The organism is Kaistia defluvii (assembly GCF_040548815.1).
Lineage (GTDB): Bacteria > Pseudomonadota > Alphaproteobacteria > Rhizobiales > Kaistiaceae > Kaistia > Kaistia defluvii_A.
The window spans coordinates 108,061-131,908 of sequence record NZ_JBEPSM010000004.1 but is presented as its reverse complement, the minus strand read 5'-3'; the positions used below and the strand labels follow the sequence as shown (position 1 = coordinate 131,908).

Here is a 23,848-nt window from a genome sequence, read left to right as displayed (position 1 = left end):
TTGGGCGTTCCAACGATGTCGCCCGAAGATCCAGGAGGCCTCAGCGCGCGGCTTGGGCCAGTGCGATCGCCTTGCGGATCGCGGTCCGGTGCGGGTCGATGAGCGGCAGCGGCAGGTTGGTGGCGACGTCGGCGAGGATCGGGATCAGGCCGGCGCCGCCGAGCACCACGCGGGCAGCGCCCGTCCGTTCCGCCTCTTCCGTGATCACCGCGCGGCAAAGTTCGGCATCGCGCGCGGCGGCATCGCCGATCGACAGGAAGCTGGAGATACGGTCGGAAAGGCCGATCGTTCCGGCGAGTTCCGAAAGCATGTCGCACCAGGCTTCGCCATTGGTGGCGACCATGAAGGGACCCGGCTCGGCCGCGGCCGCGCGAAGGCCGGCTTCGGCGAAGCCGACGACAGGGCAGGCGAAGGCGGCCTGCAGCGCGTCGAGGCCGGGATCGCCGAAACAGGCGATGACGATCGCATCCGGCACGCCGCTTTCCTGCGACGCGGCCTTGGCGACATCCAGCACGGCGTCGGCGGCGATCGCCGCACCCGCCCGGTCCGAGATATAGGGCGCGCCGAAGCGGGCGGTGACGGCGGTGACGGCGACATCCGGCCCGGCCTCATCCTCGGCCAGGGCCTGGATCCTCGCCGTGATCGCGTCCGACGTGTTGGGATTGATCACCATAAGCCGCAGCGGGGCTTGGGTGCCATCGGGCCGTTCCATCATGCGCAGGTCTCCGGAGTGCTTTCATGCCGATACCGGCAAGCAAGGCGCGCGCCAGAACCGGCTCAGCTGCCGGCGACGCCGGCGGCATTGCCGAGCTTCAGCGGCGGCAGGCGGCCGAGCGGGATGAAGCCCGCCGAGACCCGGCCGTTCTTGATCGTCAGCGTCGTCTCGCGCCAGGTCTTGCCGTCGACCTGAACCGGCTTCAGGAAGGCCGAGAGCGGGACCAGGATCTGCGCCACGCGGTCGCGGCTGCCGGGATGGAGCAACTCGGCGAGATCGGGCAGCTTTTCGAGCTGGTCGACACGGATCGCGACCTTGCCGGAGATGACGCCGTCGCGGGCGACCGAGAGGTCGCCGCTGGCATTGGCCAGGAAGCCGCCGATATCGATGCCGAGCTGGCCGAGCTTCACCTGTCCGCCGGCGGCGAGCCAGGCGGGCAGCGGATCGACATGGCCGTCACGAAGCTCGGGCAGCGCGCCGGGCAGGGTGGCGTAGAGCTGGGCGGCGAGATCGGGCAGCTGCGGCGCGCCGGGAATGGTGGCGGCAAATCCGTCGACGGTGCCGGCAAGGTCCAGCGCCGTGGCGTCAGCGTGGTTCTGCAGCAAATGCAGTTCGGCATGCTTGGCCCGCGCGGCGGTGGGCAGGCGGGGGTCGGCCGGCGCGCTGATGGTGGTGGTCAGGTCGTCGGTGACGGCGGAAAAGCGCTTCAGGCGCGACGTGCCGACGCGGATGCTGGTCTGCAGCGATGTCCAGTTCGCCTGGACGGCGAGATCGCCCGGGGCCTTGAGCGCCAGCGGTCCCTGGACGGAGGCCAGCACATGGCCGGGATTGTAGAGCAGCGCGATCGCCTCCAGCGCGCCGACGCTGGCCGAAAGGCCGCGCGAGGGCAGCTCCAGCGAGGCAGGGGCGCAATCGAGCGTGAACTTGAACGGGAAGCCGCCCAGCGATTCGGCGTCGCAGCCGATGACGCCGCCCTCGGCGACGAAATCCGCCTTCATGGCGGCGATTCGCTCGGTCGCGATGTGGTTGGCCCAGAACCAGCCGCCGGCCCAGAGCGCGCAAAGCAGCACGGCGGCGGCGATGACGAACTGGAACTTGCGTCGGGCGGAACGGGGCCGGGTCTTCGCGGCAGCGTCCGCGCCTGCGGTTGCGTCCGTCTTGGCCGGGTCGATCATCCGTTTCCTCCGTTGATGTGGCGGGCGGCGGCTGTTACGCGGTGATAATCTGTCTTTTCGAGGACGCACTCATGTCCGATTTCTGGGTCTTTGGCTATGGCTCGCTGATGTGGCGGCCCGGCTTCGTCTTCGAGGAAGCGCATCCGGCGCATCTCGAAGGCGAGCGGCGCGCCTTCTGCGTCCAGTCCTATGTCTATCGCGGGACGCCGGAGCATCCCGGGCTGGTGCTCGGCCTCGATCGCGGCGGCTCTTGCCGCGGCATGGCGTTTCGCGTCGCGCCGGAGGCGCGGGAATCGGTCCTCACCTATCTTCGCGAGCGTGAGCTGGTGACCAATTCCTATCTGGAGGTCGAGCGCAGCATCCGGCTCGAGCGGCCGGCGCGGGACTATGTGCAGGCGGTGACCTATGTCGTCGACCGCGACCATCCGCAATATGCCGGAGATCTCTCGCGCGAGGCGGTTCTGGCGCAGGTGCGCGACAGCGTCGGCAAGGCCGGCAGCAACCGGGACTACGTGCTTGCCACGGCCGCGCATCTGGCAAGCCTCGGCATCGAGGATCCGCAGCTCGAATGGCTGGCGGAACAGCTTCTGGCGGAGGCCTAGCTGGATAGGTCGCAAGAAATCTAAGGCCTTACCTCTCCCTGAGGGAGAGGTCGGAGCGAAGCTCCGGGTGAGGGTTTAGGGACCTGTCCGGAGAGGGCGTAAACCCTCACCCGCCGCACTGCGTGCGTCGACCTCTCCCTCAGGGGGAGGTGAAGGCGGGCTCGTGCTTCGAGACGACGGCTCTCAGTTCAGGCCGACTGGCTTGCCCGGATCGTGTCGATGCGGGAGGCGGCTTCCGGCGGCAGCGGCGGGGGCAAGGGGCCTTCGGCGGCCTCGACCAGCAGCTTGTCGGTCGCCGGCTCCAGAACGCCGATCAGCGTCGCCAGGAAGGTCTTCGAATCGAGGCCCGGCGGGATCGGGTCGAGCACTTCGATGACGATGGTGCCGGGGAAGCGCAGGAAGCTCTTGCGCGGCCAGTACAGGCCCGAATTCATCGCGATCGGCACCACCGGGACCTTCAGCTCGCGATAGAGATGGATGATGCCGAACTTGTAGTCGGGCGGCGAGCCGGCCGTGCGGCGCGTGCCTTCCGGAAACAGGATGACCTGGCGGCCTTCCTGCACGGCTTCCTTCGCGTCGGCCGCGAGCTTGCGCAGCGCCTTGGAGCCGCCGGCGCGGTCGACCGGTATCATGCCGGCCTTCCAGGTGTACCAGCCGAACAGCGGGATCCACATCAGCTGGCGCTTCATCACATAGGTCGGATCGTCGAGCATGGGAAACAGCGCCATCGTCTCGAAGGCGGACTGGTGCTTCGGCGCGATCAAACCGCCGCCCTTGGGCAGCTTCTCGATGCCGCGAACTTCGATCTTCGTGCCGGCGAACACGCGCAGCGCCCACATCGACGAGGCGGTCCAGAACTTGACCACGGCGATGGCGGCGCGATGCGGCAGGAAGAAGAAAAACGGAAGCGTCACGGCGAGAATGATCGCCATGATCAGATAGAACGCGGCCTGGAAGAGCAGTGAGCGAAGGATCAGCATGGTGCGGTTCTACGTCGGCGTCGAACAATACGGCGTCAGCGCAGAACCCCGCCCGTTGTCGCGTGAGTATGCGTGTCCGCAGCATAGGCGGTGACGCTTTCCCCCCGCGGCGTCTCGAAGGCGAGCCGCGCACGAGCGAGCGTATACTTCAGGTACTCGCTGAGGAGAAGCTTTACTGATGCCGCGTGCCGCCACCAACGGTCCATTTCGAGCTGCTTGTTGGAAACCGGGTAGGGAATGAGCCGCACGCCGGGCATGGCGCGGCCGAGTTCGACCATGCTTCGGGGCATGTGATAGTCGCTGGTGACGATGATCAGCGAGTGAATGCCCTGCTTTTCCACCCAGGCGCGGGTCTCGTCGGCATTGCCGATCGTGTCGCGCGCAGCGTGGCCGAGATCGACGCGCTGGTCGAGCACGACGCTTTCCTCGCTCTCGACCGCGCGGGCGATGTCGTGCCGGCCGACCGCCGGATTGACGCCGGAGATCAGCAGTTTCTCGGCGCGGTTGTCGCGCAGCAGCGCCAGCGCGCCGTCGATTCGCGCCGTTCCGCCCGTGAGCGCGACGATGCCTTCCGCCGTCGCATCCGTCGGCGGGCTCAGATTGGCGACCTGGCGGGCGAAGCGCGCGAAATCGATGCCGGCGAAGGATCCGGCGATCGCGAGCAGCAGCAGAACGGTGATGAAGGGGCGGCGGCCTGGGGCCGGATGGGGGCGGCGCGCATGGCCGCGCGCGGATGCGCCGGCGAAACTCCGTCGGCCAAGGTCCGGATCGGTTTGGGCCGCGTCACTCATGGAGGCCAGATTGCAAGCGGATTGCGGCCAAGAGTGGGCGGACTGCGCGTCGTCGCGCGGAGCGGGGGACAAGGGCGCTTCGGCGCTCATTCGATCGAGGCCAGGTGACGATAAACGGTAAGGCGCGAGGTAATCGCGGTCATCACGCCGATCAGAAGCGCGATGACCAGCGCGCCGAGATAGCCGGTCGGGCCAATGGCGAAGCGGCCGAACAGGGCGGAGACTTGGTCGCCCTCCGGCGTCGCGATCGAGCGGCCGATGAAGAAGGAAAGCACGGCGAACAGAATCGCCGCGCCCGACGCGCCGAGCAACCCGCCCTTCAGGCCGAGAAACAGGAAGTGGCGCTGGAATTCGCGCGCGATGAAGCTCGCTTCGGCGCCGACATAATGCAGCACGGAAACGATGTCGCGGTTCGACGCCATGGCGCCGCGCGTCGCGAAGATCACCGACAGCACCGTGGCGATGAAGACGAGGCCGAGGATCGAGACGCCGATGATCACCGTGGCGTTGGCCATGGTCTTCAGCCGATCGGTCCAGTTGCGGTGATCGTCCAGGCTGGCGCCCTTCACCTCCTTGTCGAGGCGGGAGGCGAGCGCGATCAGGTCGACGGCGTCGGGGTCGGCCAGTTCGACGACGATCAGGTGAGGAATCGGCAGATCGCTCATGTCGAGGCCGCTGCCGAGCCATGGCTCCAGCAGCTTGGCGTTTTCCCAGTCCTCCAGCACGCGCGCCTGGGCGACGCCCGGCATCGAGGCGGCGATGGCCGAAGCCTTGGCCGCTTCCGCCGCCGTATCGACGCCATCGACCGGCCGGACCTGGATGGTGACCTCGCGCACGATATCCGCCTGCCAGCCCAGCGAGGCGTCGCGCACCAGCGATACGGCGCCCAGCGTCAGGCAGGCGAGGAAGCTCATGATGGCGATGACGATCATCAGCGACTTGCCGGCGATCGACTGCGCCGGGACGATCGGCGCCGAGACCGGCGTGCCGGTGCGGGACCGGCGGCGGCGCGACGGCAGGATCGCTCCGAACATCCGGCGAAACAGGCCCGGGCCTCGATGGACGGCGCGTTCACTCATAGATCGACAGCCGTCCTTCATGCAGCACGAGACGACGTGCGTCGAACTGGTTCATCAACCCGATATCGTGGGTGGCGATGACGACCGAGGTGCCCAGCCGGTTGAGCTCGACGAACAGCCGCAGCAGGCGCTTGGCGAGCGGCGGGTCGACATTGCCGGTTGGCTCGTCGGCGAGCAGGATCTCCGGCTGGCCGATCAGCGCGCGGGCGATCGCGGCGCGCTGCTTCTCGCCGCCGGAAAGGATCGGCGGCAGGGCCTGCACGCGGTCGCCGAGGCCGACCCATTTCAAAAGCTCGATGACGTCGGCGCGGTAGCTTGATTCCTCGCGGCCGAGCACGCGCAAGGGCAGCGCGACGTTCTCGAAGGTGGTCAGGTGGTCGAGCAGGCGGAAATCCTGGAACACGACGCCGACGCGTCGGCGCAGCGCCGGCAGGTCGGCCTTGGGCAGGGTCACCACATCGCGATCGAACACGGTGATGAGGCCGCGCGTCGGCTTCAGCGACAGGCAGAGCAGGCGCAGCAAGGTCGACTTGCCCGCGCCGGACGGGCCGGTCAGGAACTGGAAGGATTTGGGCGCGATCTGGAAGGAGAGGTCGCGAAGGACCTCGGCACCCATGCCATAACGCAGGCCGACATTTTCGAAGCGGATCACCGTATTTTTCCTGTTTCCGCTCTCTCTGCCGTGGTGGGCCGCCGCGCCCGGCCGCGCTGGAATCCACCGCACCGGGACGGGGACGATTCGCACAGCTTGCCGGGATCAGCGTTAACGAGTTGTTAGCGATGCCCGGACGACCGGGCGGTTCCCGGTCGATATGGCAGCCGATCAAGGCAAAGCAGCGGCATGCGGACCTGACGACCGCCGGGCCAAAGGCACCGGCCCCGCGATTTTATGTGGCCAAAGCCGGCCGATCGGCGATGATACCGGCCTGGCTGCGACAAATTGCGGAGATCGCGCCCGCTTTCCGCTCCTCCGGGCTCGTTTTCGGTGACATCGGACCATTCCGCGACTAAGAGAACTGCTTTCCCGGGCCTGACCGCCCGGCCGGACGAGCGAGACGGCGCGCGAGGGGGCAACTTCCTTCGTTCGGTGCGCCATCGCCGCTCTCGCCAACGAAGGAAAGAAGTGATGCCAGTAGTCCGCGGCCGGTCGATCCGGGTTCTCTATGACATTCCCGACATTGCCCGGCGCAACGCCGAGCTTGCCACCGAGATCGCCGCTGCCGGCTATCGTGACCTGCTGGTCATCTCGATCCTGAAGGGCAGCTTCGTCTTCGCCGCCGACCTGATCCGCGCCCTGCACGGCGCCGGCATGGCGCCGGAGGTCGAGTTCATCTCGCTGTCGAGCTATGGCACGGGCACGACCTCGGCCGGCACGGTCCGCGTCGTCAAGGACATCGAAAGCGAGGTCGCCGGCCGCGACGTACTGCTGATCGACGACATCCTCGAATCCGGCCGGACGCTCGATTTCGCCCGCAAGCTGATGCAGGAGCGCGGCGCCGCCCGGGTCGGCATCGCCGTGCTGCTCGACAAGCCGGGCAAGCGCGCCACCGACATCACCGCCGACCATGTCGGCTTCTATTGCCCCGACCTGTTCGTCGTCGGCTACGGCATGGATGTCGCGCACGCCTTTCGCGAGCTGCCCTTCGTCGGTGTCGTGGAAGACGCCGAATAGAGCGGTTTCGCCGCGTAGGCGATTCCCCGGATTGCAGGAATTTCGGACAGGCGCGTCGGACCCCGGCGCGCCTGTCCCGTTTTGATTTGCCACTTCGCGCGCCGAGGTCACGATCTGTTTAGGGGAATGGGCGATGATCCCGGTCTGATTGTTTGACGGATGATCCCATCGGGGCCGGTTTCGCCCCGGGGATCATGCTCTGGGAACGGACCTGATGGCGCGCATTCTGGTGACCGAAGACGATGACGCGGTGCGGATGTTCGTATCGCGCGCGCTGATGATGGACGGCCATGACGTGCTGACGGCCGAAGACGGCGAGGACGCCCTCGATGTGCTGATCCGCGAAAAGGGCGCGTTCGACCTGCTGCTCACCGACATCAAGATGCCGATCATGGACGGCATCGCGCTGACCCACGCGGCGGCGTCGCAATATCGCGACCTGACCATCCTGCTGATGACGGGCTTCGCCGACCAGCGCGAGCGGGCCGATGGCCTCGCCGAGCTGATCTTCGACGTGGTGACCAAGCCCTTCTCGCTGGCCGAGATCCGCCACATCGTCAAATGCGCGCTGAATTCCAACAATCTGCGTTCCGCGGTGGCGTAGGAGAGGTAGACCCTCACCCTGTCCCTCTCCCGCAAGCGGGCGAGGGGACGCTCACCTTCATCGAGCTCTATCGAACCACGCGAATTGTTTCCCACGCGCTAGCCAAAAGCCCTCGCCCGCTTGCGGGGGAGGGTGGGGTGAGGGGCTTGCTTGAGCCATCCTCCGGCGTCATCCCGGACGCAGCGAAGCGGAGATCCGGGAGCCATGCCGCCGGTTCCCGGGAAGCCTTGGGCGCCATCGCCCCTGCTGGATGGATCCCGGGTCAAAGCCCGGGATGACGCGAGGGTGGGATGCCCGGCGGTGCGTCGTTGGCCGAAACAGCCCTCAATATTTCTGCAGCAGCCGTTCCAGATAGTCGCGTTCGATCAGCGGGCGTGAGGGATCGCCGAGCCGCTTGCGGATCATGTCCAGGATCTCGCGGGCGCGCTGGGCGTCGATCGCGTCCGGTACCTTGACTGTCGAGCCCAAATCGGTGCCGCGACCCTGCTGCTGGCGGCCGAGCGGGTCCTGGCCGGGCATTGGCCCGCCCTGGCGGGTTCCGGTGCCGTTGCCGTTCTGGCGGGCCATCTGGTCTGCGAGGCTGCGCGCGCCGTCCCGCAGCGCCTGCAGGGCCTGTCCCTGCGGGCCGACGGCCTGGCCCGGCGCACCTTCGCCGAGCTGCTCGGCGGCGTCGCCCATCGAGCGGTCCGCCTGGCCGAGCTTGCCGTCCGGCTGCATGCCCTGCTGCTTCATCGTCTGCTGCAGGTCGCGCAGCATCTTCTGCAGGTTCTGCTGGCCCTCGCGCAGTTCCTGGAGTGCCTTCTGGCGCTCCTCCGGCGTCATCGGTTGCGCATCGGCGCCGCTGCCATCGGTGTCGGGATCCATCTTGAAGGTCTTGTCCATCAGCTGCTGCTGGCGCTGGATCATTTCGCCGAGCTTGTCGAGGGCCTGGTTCATCTCGCCGTTCTGGCCTTCCTGGCCCTGCTGCGAACGGCTCGCCTCGAGATTCTCCATCATCTGCTGCAACTGGCTCAGCATCTGCTGCGCCGCGTCGCGCGAACCGGTCTTGGCGAGGTTCTCGATCTGATCCATCATCTTCTTCAGATCTTCCGGCCGCAGCACCTGGGTGTTGGGGTCCATCGGCTGCCGGTTGGCGGATTGCGGGTTGCGGGCCGCCTCCTGCGCCAGCGCCTCCAAATATTTGTCCATGGCCTCGCGCAGGTCCTGCATCGCCTTTTCGAGCTCGGCGTCGGAGGCGTTGCTCTCGATCGCCTTGCGCAGGGCCTCCTGCGCGGCGCGCAGGTCCTGGGCGGCCAGCGACAGGTCGCCATCCTCGATGCCGAGCGCGATCTGCCAGAGGAAATCGACGGTCTCGACCAGTTGGGCGTCGCTGCGCGCGCCGGTCAGGCGGTGGTAGGCGGCCCGCAGCGCCAGATAGGAGCCATTGGTCTTGAATTTGGCCGGGTCGAGGGTGATGGCGTCGAGCGCCATGGCGACACGCGCCGCCGTGCGGGCATCGAGCGCCAGCACGCGGCGCTGCTCGACCACGGCGCGTGCGATCGGATTGTGGAAGCTGCGCATCGGCAGGGTGAATTCGGTGACCGCGCTGGTGCCGGTCTGCCCGGCTTCGTCCGTCGCCGTCAGCCGCATCTTGACCTTGGCGCCGGCCCAGGGATGGGCCGAGAGGTCGCGGATCGTCTCGCCGGTGCCCTCGCGCATCCGCAGGCGCGGCAGGTTGAGCGGCAGTTCGGGCGCGGCGACCAGCGGACGGGCGCCGCTTTCCGCGGGCGCCTCCAGGGCGCTGATCGTGGCGGCGGCGGACAGGACGCCGTAATCGTCCTTCAGCGAATAGGCGAGCGACAGCGCGCCGCTTTGAGTCGCGGAAGGCTCGCGCGTCAATTCGATGCTGGGTGGCGCGTCCGGCGTGACGGCAAAGGACCAGGCGAGCAGGGGGCGTCCGCCGCGCTCGACGCGGAGCGCGCTGTCACCGGCAAGCGTCAGCTTGTGCTCGGTCGACGGCGTGGCGTCGCTCGCCGTGCCGCTGGTGGCCTTGGCGGCCACCGCCGCGTCGAAGGCGATAGCCTGGCCCGCCGCGGTCGTCGCCTCGGCCGCGAGATCCGGCTCCGTCGGCATCCTGAGGGTCACGACCGAGCCCTGCGGCACCTTGATGGGTACATTGGGGTCCAGGCTTCCCGGCCGCGCGGCGTCGCCGGTCAGGAAGATCGGGGGGCGGCTCGTATAGGCGGGCGGGGTCACCCAGGCGTCGATGCGCGGCGGCGCTTCGACCGCCGAGGCGCCAGGCCGGATGGCGTCGGCGATGCGGTCGAGACGGTCCGGACCCGCCATCAGGAAGGCGACGAGCAGCACCAGCGGCAGCAGGAAGCGCAGCGCATAGGGATCGCGCGCATTCATGCCTGGCGAGGGGAAGCCCGTGCGGAGATGATCGAGCTTTTCCAGCAGGCGCAGGCGATGGGCGCGCCAGAGCGATTGCGTCAACGGATCGTCGGTCGGCTGGGACAGCCGGTCGCCAAAGGCGGTGGCCGGGCGATGTTCCATCGCGCTTTCGCGCGCGACTCGGGCCAGCGCCTCGTCCTGGGTCGGCAGCGGCATCCGCGCCAGGCGCAGGATGAGCACGACATAGCCGATACCGAACAGCGCCAGCGCGCCATAGCGCAGCGGATCGGCGAGGCGCGACCAGACGCCGAGCCAGGAAAGGGCGAGGAAGAGCGCGAAAAGGCAGAGGATCGGCACGAGCCGGGGCCAGGCGGCTTCCCAGATCAGCACCAGCCTCGCCCGGACGACCGCGGTCGCGATCCGCTGATGCGCGGCGGATTCCAGCGAAGCCGGAAGATCCGGTGCCATTCGCTTGCTGTCCGCAGTGCCACCCGCGGGCTCGGTCATTGCCGCTCCGTCTTGTCCGTCATGCCCGCCGCCCCGGCCAGTGTAGCAACTGAAGTTGGGACGAGCGACCCCTAAGGCAAGGTTTGAAGCGGCATTGCGGCGCGCTCGCGACCGAAGCCGCGAGCGCGCCGATGTCTTTTTCGGCTAGCGCATGCCGCCGGAGGCGAGCAGCAGTTCGCCGGTCAGCCAGCCCGAATCGGGCGACGCTAGGAAGACCGCGATCGTGCCGATATCCGAGGGCTGGCCGATCCGCCCGAGCGGGGTCTGCGCCACGAGCTGCTTCTCCATGTCGCCGCCGACAATGCCGGCCGTATGCGTACCTTCGGTTTCGACGCCGCCCGGATTGATCGAGTTCACGCGGATGTTCTGGCCCGCCAGTTCCTTGGAAAGCACATGCGTGATGGCGTCGACCGCGCTCTTGGTGGCGGTGTAGATCGACGAGTTGGGCAGGGCGATCTGGCTGATGGTGGAGCCGATGTTGATGACGCTGCCACCCTCGGCGCCGAAATGCTTCACGCCTTCCTGGGTGGTCAACAGGAGCCCGAGCACATTGGTGTTGAACTGCCGATGGAACTCGTCCTCGGTGATGTCTTCGAGCGCCCCGAACTGGTAGACGCCGGCATTGTTCACCAGGATGTCGAGCGAGCCATAGGCCGACTTCGCCTCGGCGAACAGACGCGTGATGTCTGCGGATTTCGACACGTCGCCCTGCACCGCGACGGCCTTGCCACCCTTGCTCTCGATCTCCGCGACGACGCGGTCGGCGCCTTCCTTGCTGGAAGCGTAATTGACCACGACCGAGGCGCCGGCCGCGGCCAGTTCCTTGGCGATGCCCGCCCCGATGCCCTTCGATGCGCCCGTTACGACCGCTACCTTGCCTGTCAGTTTGCTCAACCCATTCACTCCTGTCGGTATGAGTTGATTAGACAGTTAGACAATCATCTAATTATTACAAGAGCGCGCTCGAACGATAAATCGGCGGCATGTCGAATTCGGTGTCAGATCTGGGAGAGTTGGCTCAGGTAGGCGTCGAGCACGTCGCGCTGCAGCACCAGGCTGGCGAACTTGCCCTCGCGCACGATCTCGATCAGGCCCGCCGTTTCCAGTTCCTTCAGATGATGGGAAATGGTGGCGGCGCTGACGGCATGGTTCTGGAGGACGCAGCTGCACGTCATCGGCCCGCCGGTGGCGCCGAGGTCTTTCAGGATCTGATAGCGGCGCGGCTCGGCCAGCGCCTTCGAGATCAGCACGATCTGCCGGTCGCTGAGGCGCGGCGGCTCGCCGAGCGGGGTCAGGTCCGGATCAGGGGGAAGTGCGTCGATATTGGTCATGGCCCCAATATCGGCATTCCCCCTGGCCTTGGCAATCGCCGGGGCCCCAAGCGGGGGCCGGGCGAGGGCGCGCTACTTGTCCAGCCAGGGCGGCAGCTTGTCCATGCCGATCAGGTCTTCATAGGTCTGGCGCGGGCGGATGACCGCGAATTCGCGGCCGTTGACCAACACTTCGGCGGCGAGCGGGCGGGTGTTGTAGCTCGACCCCTGCACCGCGCCATAGGCGCCGGCCGTCATCACGGCGATCAGGTCGCCGGGTTCGACGGCCGCCATGGTGCGGTCGAGCGCCAGGAAATCGCCGGTCTCGCACACGCCGCCGACGACATCGGCGAAGATCTCGCGGGCGCCGGGCTTGGGCTCCGCGACCGGCTGGACGTCGTGATGCGCCTCATAGAGCGTCGGGCGGATCAGGTCGTTCATGCCGGCATCGACGATGACGAAGGTCTTGGCGGCGCCTTCCTTCACATAGACGACTTCCGAAACCAGGATGCCGGCATTGCCGACGATCATCCGGCCCGGCTCAAACAGGATCCTGCCGCCGAGATTGCCGAGGCGCTTGCGCACGATCGCGGCGTAGACGGTCGGATCCGGCGGTGCCTCTTCGCCGAGGTGATAGGGGATGCCGAGGCCGCCACCGCCATCGACGTGGTCGATGACGTGGCCGTCGGCGCGTAGGTCGCGCACCAGGTCGGCCAGCAGCCCGTAGGCCTCGTCATAGGGGCCCATGTCGGTGATCTGGCTGCCGATATGCATGTCGACGCCAGCGACCTTGATGCCGGGCAGCGTCGCGGCGCGGGCATAGACCTCGCGGGCGCGGACATAGGGAATGCCGAACTTGTTCTCGGCCTTGCCGGTGGTGATCTTGGCGTGTGTCTTGGCGTCGACGTCGGGATTGATGCGCAGCGAGATGGTCGCGGTCGCGCCCTTGGCGGTGGCGATCTCGGAGATTCGCTCCAGTTCCGGCTCGGACTCGACGTTGAAGCAGAGGATGCCGGTATCGAGCGCCAGCGCGATCTCGCGCGCCGTCTTGGCGACGCCGGAGAAGACGATCTTTTCCGGCGCGCAGCCGGCGGCCAGCGCCCGGCGCAGCTCGCCTTCCGAGACGACGTCCATGCCCGCGCCTTCGGCGACCAGCGTCTTCAGGACGGCCTGGTTGGAGTTCGCCTTCATGGCATAGCAGATCAGCGTGTCCATCCCCGCCAGCGCATCGCGGAAGACGCGGAAATGGCGGACGAGGGTGGCGGTCGAATAGCAGTAAAACGGCGTGCCGACGGCGGCAGCGATATCGGCGATCGCCACGTCTTCGGCGTAGAGCGCGCCGTCGCGATATTCGAAATGGTTCATGGCAGGGTCAATCGTCGTAAGGGGGCGCGGTCTTCACCTCTCCCTGAGGGAGAGGTCGACGGCGTAGCCGGCGGGTGAGGGGTTAGGGAACCATCCGGAAAGGGCGTAAACCCTCACCCGGACCTTCGGTCCGACCTCTCCCTCAGGGAGAGGTGAAAAGCCCCTCGACCCCGCCGGGCAGGCTCAGAGCAGCTTGTCGATAAACAGCGACCGGTCGGGCTTGGCCGGTTTCGAGACGTCGACCTTCTTGCCGTCCGGGCCGGTCTGCTGGGCGGAGAGCGCCTGCGGACCGCCGGGCGGCGGCTCGGGAGCACCCTTCACGCCGCAACCGGCAAGCGCCATGGCGGCGGACAAAAGGAGGATTCGGGCAGCAAGGGCCAAGGCGGCTTCTCCTGAAGGGCTTGTCGATCCGGCGGCGCATCTTATCCGATCGCGCCGCCCCGTCATTGCCAATGTTCGGCGGATTTCGCCGGTCTTGTCTAGGGCCTTTCCCCGCAATGGCGAAAGGTCCCAGCGCCTTGTCGGCTCGCGTCTTCTCGTCGCGAACCGGTCACCGCTTCGCTCGAAAACGCGCTAGGCCTTCGCCTCGCGCGCCAGCGCCCGCTGCCAGCGCTTGGCCTGGGAGCGGACATTCTTCGGCGAGGTGCCGCCATAGCTGGTGCGGCTGCGCACCGACTTGTCGACCGTCAGCACTGAATAGACCGCCTCGGTGATGGCGGGATGCACGGCCTGCATCTCGTCCAGTGTCACCTTGGTCAGATCGACGCCGCGCTCGGAGGCGATCGCCACGATGCGGCCGGTGACGTGGTGGGCGTCGCGGAACGGCATGTTGAGTTCGCGCACCAGCCAGTCGGCGAGGTCCGTCGCGGTCGCGAAGCCGGAGCCCGCCGCCTTCTTCAGGGTTGCGGCTTCCGGCTCCATGTCGAGCACCATGCCGGTGGTGGCGGCGATCGCCAGTTCCAGGCTCTCGAAGGCGTCGAAGGCCTGTTCCTTGTCTTCCTGCATATCCTTCTGATAGGCGAGCGGAAGACCTTTCATGACGATCTGCAGCGCCGTCTGGGCGCCGATGATGCGGCCCGTCTTGGCGCGCACCAGTTCGGCGGCGTCCGGGTTGCGCTTCTGCGGCATGATCGACGAGCCGGTCGTGAACTTGTCGGAAAGCTTGATGAAACGGAACTGCGCCGACGACCAGATGACGATCTCTTCGGCGAAGCGCGACAGATGGATCGCGCAGAGGCTGGCGGCCGCCAACGCCTCGATGACGAAGTCGCGGTCGGAGACGCTGTCGAGTGAATTCGCCGTCGGCCGGTCGAAGCCCAGCGACGCCGAGGTCTGGAAGCGGTCGATCGGGAACGAGGTGCCAGCGAGCGCCGCGGCGCCGAGCGGGTTTTCGTTCAGCCGCCTGCGCGCATCCTGAAAGCGGCCCCGGTCGCGGCCGATCATCTCGACATAGGCGAGCATGTGGTGGCCGAAGGTCACCGGCTGGGCGCTCTGGAGATGGGTAAAGCCCGGCATCACCTGGCCGGCATGCTCGAACGCCTTGTCTGCGAGCGCGCTCTGCAGGTTGCGCAGCGCCAGGTCGACGGCGTCGATGGTGTCGCGGACCCAGAGCTTGAAATCGGTCGCCACCTGGTCGTTGCGCGAGCGGGCGGTGTGCAGCCGTCCGGCCGCGTCGCCGATCAGTTCCTTCAGGCGCGATTCGATGTTGAGGTGGATGTCCTCGAGCGCACGCGAAAACTTGAACTCGCCCGCTTCGATTTCGCGCAGGATGGCGTCTAGACCTGCCGCGATCTTTTCGGCATCGTCCGCCGCGATAATTCCCTGGCGGGCGAGCATGGCGGCATGCGCCTTCGAGCCGGCAATGTCCTGACGGTAGAGCTTCTGGTCGAAACCAATCGACGCGTTGATCTCTTCCATGATGGCGGCCGGACCTTCGGAGAAGCGGCCACCCCACATCGAATTGCTCATATACCCTCTCTCGGAGGCCTTGGAGGCAGGACGGAATGAATGAGACGCGCGGGATATCGCGACGCTGGCCGATACTCGGCCTGGCCGCGATCGCAGGCATCGCAGTCGGAGTTGCGGCGGTATACGTGACCGAGACGGGGAAAGGCAACGGGGCTGATGCGCTTGCCGGCGTCGACTGCGCGCCGTCGATCGAGGCGGCCGGCCTGCTGGCCCCGCTCGCGAAGGGCGATGTCGCCGCGTTCCGCGTCGCCACCGAGCCCGCGCGGCTGTCCGAACTCTCCTTCCAGACCGCGAATGGCGACAAGAAGAGCATCGCCGATTTCAAGGGGCAGACGGTCCTGCTGAACCTCTGGGCGACCTGGTGCGCGCCGTGCCGGCAGGAAATGCCGGCGCTCGACCGCCTCGACGCCGCACATGAGGGCAAGGACTTTTCCGTCGTCGCCGTCTCGATCGACACACAGGACCCGGCCAAGCCGAAGAAGTTCCTGGAGGAGATCGGCGTCAAGTCGCTCGCCTTTTACGGCGACCCGACCACCGGCATCTTCACCGGCCTGAAGGGCAAGGGCATGGCCGTCGGCCTGCCGACGACGGTGCTGATCGACGGCGAGGGCTGCGCGCTCGGCGTGATGTCCGGCCCGGCCGAATGGGATTCGGAAGACGCCAAGGCGCTGATCGGCGCGGCGAGCAAGAGCATTTGAAGCGGGACAAAAGACCCTCACCCCAGCCCTCTCCCGCGCGCGGGAGAGGGGGCTCGGCGAGCCCGGTCGTCCCGAAGATCCGCTGCCTGCGCACCATGCCGGCCGAAAAGCCCTCGCCCGCCTGCGGGAGAGGGTGGGGTGAGGGGCTTTCTTGCCGGATCGATGGGATTAGCGCGTGGGGACCGGGTGCTCGCCGCGGTAGTCGTAGAAGCCGCGGTTGGTCTTGCGGCCGAGCCAGCCGGCCTCGACATATTTCACCAGCAGCGGGCAGGGGCGGTACTTCGAATCCGCCAGCCCCTCATACAGCACCTGCATGATCGACAGGCAGGTGTCGAGGCCGATGAAATCGGCGAGCTGCAGCGGTCCCATCGGGTGGTTGGCGCCGAGCTTCATCGCGGTGTCGATGGCGTCGACCGAACCGACGCCTTCATAGAGGACGTAGATCGCCTCGTTGATCATCGGCAGCAGGATGCGGTTGACGATGAAGCCCGGAAAATCCTCCGAGACGGTCGAGGTCTTGCCGAGCTTGGCGACGTAGCCCTTGGCCGCCTCGAAGGTCTCGTCGCCGGTGGCGATGCCGCGAATCAGCTCGACCAGCTGCATCACGGGGACGGGGTTCATGAAATGGATGCCGATGAAGCGTTCGGGCCGGTCGCTCGCCGAGGCGAGGCGGGTGATCGAGATCGAGGAGGTGTTGGTGGCCAGCATCGCCCCGGGCTTCAGCGCCGGGCAGACGCCGGCGAAGATCTTGCGCTTGACCGACTCGTCCTCGGTCGCCGCCTCGATGACGAGGTCGCAATCGCCGAGATCGTCGACCCCGAAGGCCGGCTTGACGCGGGCGAGCGCCGCCTTGCGGTCTTCCTCGGTGATGCGGCCCGAATGGACCTGGCGCGAGAGATTGCCGTCGATGGTGGCAAGACCCTTGCGGACGCGCTCCTCGGCGAGGTCGTGGATGAAGACCTCGTAGCCGGCAAGCGCGCTCACATGGGCGATACCATTGCCCATCTGACCGGCTCCGATGACGCCGATCGTCTTAATCGCGGTGCTCATGCCCCAAGGGCTCCTTTGTCTTCCAGAATCCGAAATCTTGCTCGAAAAAGTTCGGCCGTGCTCGATGACCGGAGGTCAGTCGAAGCACGGCCGTCGAGATTGTCAACCGGCGTTGGTAAAGGCTTAGTTCGCGAGCGCCTTGGTGAGGGCCGGAACCACGGTGAAGAGATCATCGACCAGGCCGTAATCGGCGACCTGGAAGATCGGCGCGTCGCCGTCCTTGTTGATCGCGACGATGACCTTGGCGTCCTTCATGCCGGCCAGATGCTGGATCGCGCCGGAAATGCCGACGGCGATGTAGAGATCCGGGGCGACGACCTTGCCCGTCTGGCCGACCTGCCAGTCGTTCGGGGCGTAGCCGGCGTCGACCGCCGCGCGCGAGGCGCCGATGGCGGCCTTGAGCTGGTCGGCGAGCGGAGCGATCACTTCCTGGAACTTTTCGGCCGAGCCGAGCGCGCGGCCGCCCGAGACGATGACCTTGGCGGAGGCGAGTTCCGGCCGGTCGGAGACGGAGAGATCCGCGCCGACGAAGCTGGAAAGGCCCGTATCACTGGGGGCTCCGACCGTCTCGACCGGGGCGTTGCCGCCCGCAGCCGCGGCCGGGAAGGCGGCGATGCGCACGGTGATGACGCGCGTCTTGTCGCTCGACTGCACCGTCTCGATGGCGTTGCCGGCATAGATCGGACGCTCGAAGGTGTCGGGCGAAACGACCTTGGTAATTTCCGAGATCTGCATCACGTCGAGCAGGGCGGCGACGCGCGGCGCGACGTTCTTGCCGGTCGAGGTGCCCGGGACGACGATCGCGTCATACTTGCCGGCCAGCGAGACGATAAGGTCGGCGAGCGGCTCGGCGCGGCGATTGGCGAGGCTCTCGCCATCGGCGAGCAGCACGCTGCGCACGCCGGCAAGCTGGGCGGCCGCGTCGGCCACGGCCTTGGCATTCTGGCCGGCGACGAGCACGTCCACCGGCTGGCCGAGCGCCAGGGCGGCGGTCAGCGTCTTGGCGGTCGCCTCGTTCAGATGCGCGTCGTCATGTTCCGCGAGGATCAGCGTTGCCATCTCAGAGTACTCCCGCCTGCTTGAGCTTCGCCACGAGTTCGTCGACCGTGCCGAGCTTGACGCCGGCCGTGCGGCCCGCGGGCTCGACCGTCTTCAAAACGGTGAGGCGCGGGCTGGCGTCGACGCCGAGCGTCTCCGGGCTGGTCTCGTCGAGCGGCTTCTTCTTCGCCTTCATGATGTTGGGCAGCGAGGCGTAGCGCGGCTCGTTTAGGCGGAGATCGGTGGTGACGATCGCCGGGAGCTTGAGCCGCAGCGTCTCGAGGCCGCCATCGACTTCGCGCGTCACGTCGACCGAGCCGTCGCCGAGCACGACCTTCGAGGCGAAGGTCGCCTGCGGCCAGCCGAGCAGGGCGGCCAGCATCTGGCCGGTCTGGTTGGAATCGTCGTCGATCGCCTGCTTGCCGAGGATCACCAGGCCCGGCGCCTCATTCGCGATCACGGCCTTCAGCAGCTTGGCGACGGCGAGCGGCTCGACATTGGCCGCGTCGGTCTTGACCAGGATGGCGCGGTCGGCGCCCATGGCGAGGCCGGTGCGCAGCGTTTCCGCCGATTTGTCGGTACCGATCGAGACGACGACGACTTCCGTCGCCTTGCCGGCTTCCTTGAGGCGAAGCGCCTCTTCGACGGCGATTTCGTCGAACGGATTCATCGACATCTTCACGTTGGCGAGGTCGACGCCGGTGCCGTCCGCCTTGACGCGGATCTTGACGTTGGTGTCGACCACCCGCTTGACGGGCACGAGGATCTTCATCTCGACGATTATCCTTTCGCTGCAGCGATTTGCGGAGCGTTTGGCGCGGGACCGTACCGGCGGGTTCTCCCTGAGTCAACGCAAGCGATGCAGCCTGGAAGCGGTCAAATCACCGGGTCGATCGGCATTTCCTCGTCCACCTGCCGCGCCAGCAGCGGAACGCCCGGCCGGCGGAAGAACAGAACCAGCACCGTGCCCATCAGCAGGCCGCCGAGATGGGCCGCCCAGGAGATCTCGCCCGGCGCCCCGAAGGCGAAATTATAGACCTGTAGCAGGATCCAGAAACCGAGCACCCAGACGGTGCGGAGCCGGATCGGCACGCGGAACAGCAGCAGGATCCAGATTTTCACACGGGGATGAAGGACCAGGTAGGCGGCGATCACGCCGGCAACCGATCCGGACGCGCCGATCAGCGCGATGTCCGACCCCGGCTCAACCATGACATGCGCCAGGCCGCCACCGATCGCGCAGAGGAAATAGAACAGGATGAAGCGGATATGCCCCATCGCATCCTCGACATTATCGCCGAAGACCCAGAGGAACAGCATGTTGCCGGCGAGATGCCAGATGTCGCCATGCAGGAAGGACGAGGTGATGAAGGTCAGATATTCCGGCGCGTGGTAGAGGCCGGGCGTGCGGATATGGATGCCGGCCAGCGTCGAGGGGATCAGCCCGAAGGCCATCACGGACGCCGCTTCGGCGTCCGCATTGCCGGCGCGCTGGTAGATCAGGAAGATCAGGCAGTTCAGCACGACGAGGCCGCGCGTCACCAAGGGGAAGCGGATGTAGCGGAGCGGATTCTGGTCGTGGAACGGGACGAACATGCCCGTTCCTCAGCGGTTCTGGCCCGGCACCCACAGGACATCCGTGGCGCCGCGATCATTGACGTAACGGGAAGCGACGAACAGGAAGTCCGACAGTCGGTTGACATAGCGGATGGCGGCCGGGTTGACGGCTTCGTGCGAGGCGAGGTCGACCATCACCCGCTCGGCGCGGCGCGCCACGGTGCGGGCGATATGGAGATGCGCCGCCGCCGGCGAGCCGCCGGGCAGCACGAATGAACGCAGCGGGCTCAGCTCGGCATTCAGCAGGTCGATCTCGGCTTCGAGCCGGTCGGTCTGCGCATCGATGATGCGCAGCGCCTCGCGGCCCGGCTTCAGGCCGGCTTCCGGCGTCGACAGATCGGCGCCGAGATCGAAGAGATCGTTCTGGATGCGGGCCAGCATGGCATCGACCAGCGGATCGTCGCCGACATAGAGACGCGCCGCCCCGACCTGGGCGTTGGTCTCGTCGACCGTGCCGTAGCTCTCGACGCGGAGATCGGATTTGGCGCGGCGCTCGCCCGTGACAAGCGACGTGGTGCCGTCATCGCCTGATCTCGTATAGATGCGGTTGAGCGCGACCATCGATATGCCTCAGCGGGCCGAAAAATAGAGCGCGGCCATCATGATGACGACCGCCGCGAACTGCAGCATCACGCGCATGCGCATCAGCTTCTGCGAGCGCTCCGGCGACCCGCCGCGCAGCATGTTGAACAGCCCGAGCAGCAGCACGATGGCCACGGCGGCGAGCGCGATCGGGATCAGGTAATGGAAAAAGCTGTTCATCGGCTCATGCTTCAGGAATCGGGGCGATCCGACCTTATACGCTCGATCCCTGCCGCCTCGCCATATCCGCTGCCTGCGCTCAATTGAGCCACCAGATCGCGGCATTGAGCGCGGTGGCAAAGGATACCCAGGCGAGATAGGGCACCAGCAGCCAGCTTGCGAGGCCGTCGATCCGGGAGAAAGCGCCCATGGTGGCGATGATCGCCAGCAGCAGCGCGACGATGTCGATCAGGGCGAGCCACGGCATGTGCAGGGCGAAGAAGGCGCCCGACCAGGCGACATTCAGCGCCAACTGGACCGCGAAGGCGAGGACGGCCACCTGCAGCGCCGTGCCGCGGCCGAGGGTCCACACACGCCAGAAGGCAATCGCCATCATCGCGTAAAGCACCGTCCAGACCGGGCCGAAGACCCAGTTCGGCGGGCTGAAGAACGGCTTCGTCAGGCCGGCATACCAGGTCGGGATGCTGGGAAGCGTCAGCCACGAGCCGAGCGCGGCGGCGGCGAAGCAGATGGCGAGGCTGACGACCAGCCGCACCAGCGAGCCGGGCGACAGCCAGAACTGCGGGGAACGAAATTCGGCGGAAACGGAACTCATGGCGGCGCACCCTGCTTCATCTGCCCACTCTACGCGCATCGGGCGCTCCGGTTCCAGGGCGCGGTAATTCCGGCTCAGGAGTTGCGGGCGATCAGTCCATCCATCAAGCGGGCCGGCAGAAGCCGCTTCATCAAGGCCGCCGCCTTGGTTAGCACGGTCACGCGGTAGCGCAGCCGGGGACGCGGGCTCTCCAGCGCATGCAGCAAGGCGGCGGTGACCGCCTCGGGCCCGAGCTTGAAGCGCGAGGGACGGCGCGTGCCCTGCATGCGCGCGAGCTGCGACTGGTATTCCTCGCGATGGAGCGAGGCGTCGACATCGACGGTGGCGTGGAAGTTCGCCAGCGCGTTCTGGGTGAAGCGGGTGGCGATCGGACCCGGCTCGATCAACGCCACCTGGATGCCGGAGCCGGCAAGCTCCAGCCGCAGGCAGTCGGTCAGCCCTTCGAGCGCGAATTTCGAGCCGACATAGGCGCCGCGATATTTGCCGGCGACGAAGCCGAGGATCGACGAGCACTGGATGACGCGGCCATGCCCTTGCGCCCGCATCACCGGCACGATCCGGCGGGTCAGCGTGTGCCAGCCGAGCACGTTGGTTTCGAACTGGCGGCGAAGCACGTCGGTGGTCAGATCCTCGATGGCGCCGACCTGGCCATAGGCGCCATTGTTGAACAGCGCATCCAGCCTGCCGCCCGTCGTAGCCAGCACGGCGTCGGCGCAGGCATGGATCGAGGCCTCGTCGGTATAGTCGAGATAGAGCGCCTCCAGCCCGGCCTCGGCCAGGGCGGCGAGGTCCTCCGGCTTGCGGGCCGTCGCGAAGACGCGCCAGCCCCTTGCCTTCAGCGTCAGGGCGGCGTCGCGGCCGATGCCGGACGACGCGCCGGTGACGAGGATCGATCGGGCGTCCGTCATGCTGTTCCTTGCTGCTGGCGGCGGTTCGCCGCTTTCGGGTGACGGGCGGACTATAGAGGGCGAGGCGGAGGAGCCAAGCGGAAGCATGCTCGCGCGCGGTGGCGGTTGACCGCCCCGGCGGAGATTTCTACTGTCGAGGGATATCCCCACCGACATCGTGGTTTCCATGTCCCGCTGCGTCCTCCCCGTGTCTGCCCTGCCGGGGTCAAGCGCATGCTGATCATCGGCCGGCTGGCCGAGATCGCCTTCATCGTGCTGCCGATCGCCGGCCTGATCTTCGTCGGTTATCTCGCCGGCTGGACCAAGCATCTGGGCGACCGCGCCGCCGACGGCCTGTCGGAATATGTCTTCGGCATCGCCGTGCCGGTACTGATCTTCAAGACGCTGTCGGAAGCGAAGATGCCGGAGGGCGGCCAGCCCTGGGGCTACTGGATCGCCTATTTCACCGGCGCCTTCATCGTCTTCGGCATCGGCTTCCTGATCGCGCGGCGGGTGTTCGGCCGGGCGCATGTCGAAGCGGTGATGCAGGGTTTTGCCTCGGGCCAGTCCAATACCGTGTTCGTCGGCGTGCCGGTGATCCTCAACGCCTTCGGCAATGAGGGCGCGGTGCCGCTGTTCCTGCTGATCGCGATCCATCTGCCGGTGATGACGACGGCGGCCACCCTGTTCGCCGAAGGGTCGGAATCCGGCATTTCGCGCGCCACGCTGACACGGCTGCTGAAGGCGCTGGCGCGCAATCCGATCCTGTTCGGCATCTATGCCGGCGCGATCGGCCAGGTCGCCGGCCTCCATGCCACGGGCCCGGCCGGCGAGGTGGTGCGGATGCTGGCCGCTTCCTCCGTCCCCTGCGCGCTGATCTCGATGGGGCTCGCGCTGCGGCGCTACGGCTTTGCCGGCGACATCCACGCCTCGCTGGTCATCAGCTTTTTGAAGCTGATCGTGCATCCGCTGATCGTGCTCGGCCTGGTCCAGGTCCTGCCGATGCCGCCGGTCTGGGCCGGCGTCGCCGTCGTCTTCGCCGCAATGCCCTGCGGCGTGAACGCCTATCTGCTCGCCAACCACTACAAGGCTGGCGTCGCCAGCACGGCCAGCGCGGTTTCGCTTTCGACCCTGCTCAGCCTCTTCACGGTGACGATCTGGCTCTATGTGCTGGGGGTGGGCTGAAGCCCGACCCGCGCCCGGATATCGGCCGGCGTCATGCCTGCCTCGCGAAGCTGGCGGAGCCCGGTCGCCCCTTCCGATTTCGAAAGCTTGCGGCCGGCCGCGTCGCGGATCAGGCCGTGATGGCGGTAGCGCGGCTCCGGCAGGCCCAGCAGCATCTGCAGCAGCCGGTGCACGCTCGTCGCGTGGAAGAGATCTTCGCCGCGCACGACATCGCTGATCCCCTGCAGCGCATCGTCGACGACGACGGAGAGGTGATAGCTGGTCGGGATCTCCTTGCGCGCGATGACGACGTCGCCCCAGCGGGCGGGATCGGCGGCAACCGCGCCGGTCTGGCCATCCGGGCCACGACCGGTTTCCCGGAAGGCGAGGGGTCCCGTGCGGGCGAGCGCTGCGTCCATATTCAGCCGCCAGGCATAGGGCATGCCGGAGGCGATCTTCGCCGACGCCGCCTTGGCCGACAGGTCGCGATCGAAGCCCGGATAGAGCGGCGCGCCATCGGGATCGCGCGGCCAGTCGGGATCCGCCGTCGCGGCGCGGATTTCGGCCCGGCTCAGGAAGCTCGGATAGACCAGATCCATTGCCTTCAGGCGATCCAGCGCCGCGGCATAGGCATCGAAATGTTCCGATTGCCGGCGCACCGGCTGTTCCCACGCGAGCCCGAGCCAGGCGAGATCCTCGAGGATCGACGCTTCGAACTCCCGCCGGCAGCGCGTCTCGTCGATGTCTTCCATCCGGATCAGCAAGCGCCCGCCGGCCTCGCGCGCGAGATCGCCGTTAAGCAGGGCCGAGTAGGCGTGGCCGAGATGCAGGTCGCCATTGGGGCTCGGGGCAAAGCGGAAGGTGCGGGTCATGGCGGAAATGGGTGGCGACGTCGT

General features: G+C 67.2%; 26 protein-coding genes. 5 read left to right on the top strand and 21 right to left on the bottom strand.

Annotation, left to right across the window (positions count from 1 at the left end; all coding sequences use genetic code 11):
* Positions 1–40: 40 nt before the first annotated feature.
* Both ABIE08_RS20785 and ABIE08_RS20780 read right to left on the bottom strand, forming a co-directional pair.
* Positions 41–715 carry an aspartate/glutamate racemase family protein gene (locus ABIE08_RS20785; RefSeq protein WP_354553763.1) on the bottom strand — a complete coding sequence of 225 codons (675 nt, stop codon included), beginning with the start codon at positions 713–715 and terminating at the stop codon, positions 41–43.
* A 62-nt stretch (positions 716–777) separates the two neighbouring features.
* Positions 778–1,890: a DUF2125 domain-containing protein gene (locus ABIE08_RS20780; RefSeq protein ID WP_354553762.1), complete on the bottom strand. Its 1,113-nt coding sequence runs from the start codon at positions 1,888–1,890 to the stop codon at positions 778–780.
* A 71-nt stretch (positions 1,891–1,961) separates the two neighbouring features.
* On the opposite strand from ABIE08_RS20780, the gene ABIE08_RS20775 reads away from it, so the two are divergent.
* Positions 1,962–2,492 carry a gamma-glutamylcyclotransferase gene (locus tag ABIE08_RS20775; protein WP_354553761.1) on the top strand — a complete coding sequence of 177 codons (531 nt, stop codon included), beginning with the start codon at positions 1,962–1,964 and terminating at the stop codon, positions 2,490–2,492.
* Between the two features lie 188 nt (positions 2,493–2,680).
* Here ABIE08_RS20775 and ABIE08_RS20770 read toward each other — a convergent pair whose 3' ends face one another.
* The 4 genes from ABIE08_RS20770 to ftsE all read right to left on the bottom strand — a co-directional run bounded on the left by ABIE08_RS20770 (position 2,681) and on the right by ftsE (position 5,994).
* Positions 2,681–3,472: a lysophospholipid acyltransferase family protein gene (locus tag ABIE08_RS20770; RefSeq protein WP_354553760.1), complete on the bottom strand. Its 792-nt coding sequence runs from the start codon at positions 3,470–3,472 to the stop codon at positions 2,681–2,683.
* 35 nt (positions 3,473–3,507) lie between these two features.
* Positions 3,508–4,263 carry a YdcF family protein gene (locus tag ABIE08_RS20765; RefSeq protein WP_354553759.1) on the bottom strand — a complete coding sequence of 252 codons (756 nt, stop codon included), beginning with the start codon at positions 4,261–4,263 and terminating at the stop codon, positions 3,508–3,510.
* Positions 4,264–4,349: 86 nt separating this feature from the next.
* Entirely contained in the window at positions 4,350–5,342 is a 993-nt protein-coding gene (locus ABIE08_RS20760) for a cell division protein FtsX (protein ID WP_354553758.1), read from the bottom strand.
* The gene (ftsE, locus tag ABIE08_RS20755; RefSeq protein WP_354553757.1) at positions 5,335–5,994 is read right to left on the bottom strand and encodes a cell division ATP-binding protein FtsE; all 660 of its coding nucleotides are present in this window, start codon (positions 5,992–5,994) and stop codon (positions 5,335–5,337) included. Before ftsE ends, ABIE08_RS20760 begins: the two co-directional genes overlap by 8 nt.
* Before the next feature lie 474 nt (positions 5,995–6,468).
* Between ftsE and hpt the strand changes: the two genes are divergently transcribed.
* The gene (gene hpt, locus ABIE08_RS20750) at positions 6,469–7,014 is read left to right on the top strand and encodes a hypoxanthine phosphoribosyltransferase (RefSeq protein ID WP_354553756.1); all 546 of its coding nucleotides are present in this window, start codon (positions 6,469–6,471) and stop codon (positions 7,012–7,014) included.
* A 214-nt stretch (positions 7,015–7,228) separates the two neighbouring features.
* Positions 7,229–7,618 (top strand): response regulator, encoded by a 390-nt coding sequence (locus ABIE08_RS20745; protein WP_354553755.1) that lies wholly within the window; start codon positions 7,229–7,231, stop codon positions 7,616–7,618.
* A 324-nt stretch (positions 7,619–7,942) separates the two neighbouring features.
* Here ABIE08_RS20745 and ABIE08_RS20740 read toward each other — a convergent pair whose 3' ends face one another.
* From ABIE08_RS20740 to argH, 6 genes are all read right to left on the bottom strand, one after another.
* Positions 7,943–10,459 carry a TIGR02302 family protein gene (locus ABIE08_RS20740; RefSeq protein WP_354553754.1) on the bottom strand — a complete coding sequence of 839 codons (2,517 nt, stop codon included), beginning with the start codon at positions 10,457–10,459 and terminating at the stop codon, positions 7,943–7,945.
* A gap of 183 nt (positions 10,460–10,642) precedes the next feature.
* Positions 10,643–11,392, bottom strand: coding sequence for an SDR family NAD(P)-dependent oxidoreductase (locus ABIE08_RS20735; RefSeq protein ID WP_354553753.1), 750 nt, complete (start codon positions 11,390–11,392; stop codon positions 10,643–10,645).
* A gap of 104 nt (positions 11,393–11,496) precedes the next feature.
* A complete protein-coding gene (locus ABIE08_RS20730) occupies positions 11,497–11,829 on the bottom strand; it encodes an ArsR/SmtB family transcription factor (protein WP_354553752.1) in 333 nt (110 codons plus the stop codon).
* Between the two features lie 72 nt (positions 11,830–11,901).
* Positions 11,902–13,173, bottom strand: a complete 1,272-nt coding sequence (lysA, locus tag ABIE08_RS20725; protein ID WP_354553751.1) for a diaminopimelate decarboxylase — start codon at positions 13,171–13,173, stop codon at positions 11,902–11,904.
* 183 nt (positions 13,174–13,356) lie between these two features.
* Entirely contained in the window at positions 13,357–13,554 is a 198-nt protein-coding gene (gene lptM / locus ABIE08_RS20720) for an LPS translocon maturation chaperone LptM (protein WP_266331384.1), read from the bottom strand.
* A 192-nt stretch (positions 13,555–13,746) separates the two neighbouring features.
* Positions 13,747–15,141, bottom strand: a complete 1,395-nt coding sequence (gene argH, locus ABIE08_RS20715) for an argininosuccinate lyase (protein ID WP_354553750.1) — start codon at positions 15,139–15,141, stop codon at positions 13,747–13,749.
* A gap of 35 nt (positions 15,142–15,176) precedes the next feature.
* Here argH and tlpA point away from each other — a divergent pair, with 35 nt between their 5' ends.
* Complete coding sequence (gene tlpA / locus ABIE08_RS20710) at positions 15,177–15,839, top strand: thiol:disulfide interchange protein TlpA (protein ID WP_354553749.1); 663 nt, start codon at positions 15,177–15,179, stop codon at positions 15,837–15,839.
* Positions 15,840–16,007: 168 nt separating this feature from the next.
* Here the strand turns inward: tlpA and ABIE08_RS20705 are convergent, their stop codons facing one another.
* From ABIE08_RS20705 to ABIE08_RS20670, 8 genes are all read right to left on the bottom strand, one after another.
* On the bottom strand, positions 16,008–16,889 hold the full coding sequence (locus tag ABIE08_RS20705) for a 3-hydroxybutyryl-CoA dehydrogenase (RefSeq protein WP_354553748.1): 882 nt from the start codon (positions 16,887–16,889) through the stop codon (positions 16,008–16,010).
* A gap of 123 nt (positions 16,890–17,012) precedes the next feature.
* Entirely contained in the window at positions 17,013–17,948 is a 936-nt protein-coding gene (locus ABIE08_RS20700) for an electron transfer flavoprotein subunit alpha/FixB family protein (RefSeq protein WP_354553747.1), read from the bottom strand.
* 1 nt (position 17,949) lies between these two features.
* Positions 17,950–18,699, bottom strand: a complete 750-nt coding sequence (locus ABIE08_RS20695; protein ID WP_354553746.1) for an electron transfer flavoprotein subunit beta/FixA family protein — start codon at positions 18,697–18,699, stop codon at positions 17,950–17,952.
* A 104-nt stretch (positions 18,700–18,803) separates the two neighbouring features.
* On the bottom strand, positions 18,804–19,523 hold the full coding sequence (locus ABIE08_RS20690) for a rhomboid family intramembrane serine protease (protein WP_354553745.1): 720 nt from the start codon (positions 19,521–19,523) through the stop codon (positions 18,804–18,806).
* A gap of 9 nt (positions 19,524–19,532) precedes the next feature.
* Complete coding sequence (locus ABIE08_RS20685; protein ID WP_354553744.1) at positions 19,533–20,105, bottom strand: cob(I)yrinic acid a,c-diamide adenosyltransferase; 573 nt, start codon at positions 20,103–20,105, stop codon at positions 19,533–19,535.
* 9 nt (positions 20,106–20,114) lie between these two features.
* On the bottom strand, positions 20,115–20,306 hold the full coding sequence (locus ABIE08_RS20680) for a twin transmembrane helix small protein (RefSeq protein ID WP_266331375.1): 192 nt from the start codon (positions 20,304–20,306) through the stop codon (positions 20,115–20,117).
* A gap of 79 nt (positions 20,307–20,385) precedes the next feature.
* Complete coding sequence (locus ABIE08_RS20675; RefSeq protein WP_354553743.1) at positions 20,386–20,901, bottom strand: TspO/MBR family protein; 516 nt, start codon at positions 20,899–20,901, stop codon at positions 20,386–20,388.
* Between the two features lie 74 nt (positions 20,902–20,975).
* Entirely contained in the window at positions 20,976–21,809 is an 834-nt protein-coding gene (locus tag ABIE08_RS20670; RefSeq protein WP_354553742.1) for an SDR family oxidoreductase, read from the bottom strand.
* A gap of 213 nt (positions 21,810–22,022) precedes the next feature.
* On the opposite strand from ABIE08_RS20670, the gene ABIE08_RS20665 reads away from it, so the two are divergent.
* Positions 22,023–22,973 (top strand): AEC family transporter, encoded by a 951-nt coding sequence (locus tag ABIE08_RS20665; protein ID WP_354553741.1) that lies wholly within the window; start codon positions 22,023–22,025, stop codon positions 22,971–22,973.
* Here ABIE08_RS20665 and gluQRS read toward each other — a convergent pair.
* The gene (gene gluQRS, locus ABIE08_RS20660) at positions 22,952–23,824 is read right to left on the bottom strand and encodes a tRNA glutamyl-Q(34) synthetase GluQRS (protein ID WP_354553740.1); all 873 of its coding nucleotides are present in this window, start codon (positions 23,822–23,824) and stop codon (positions 22,952–22,954) included. The two genes, ABIE08_RS20665 and gluQRS, sit on opposite strands and share 22 nt — an antisense overlap.
* Positions 23,825–23,848 lie beyond the last annotated feature (24 nt).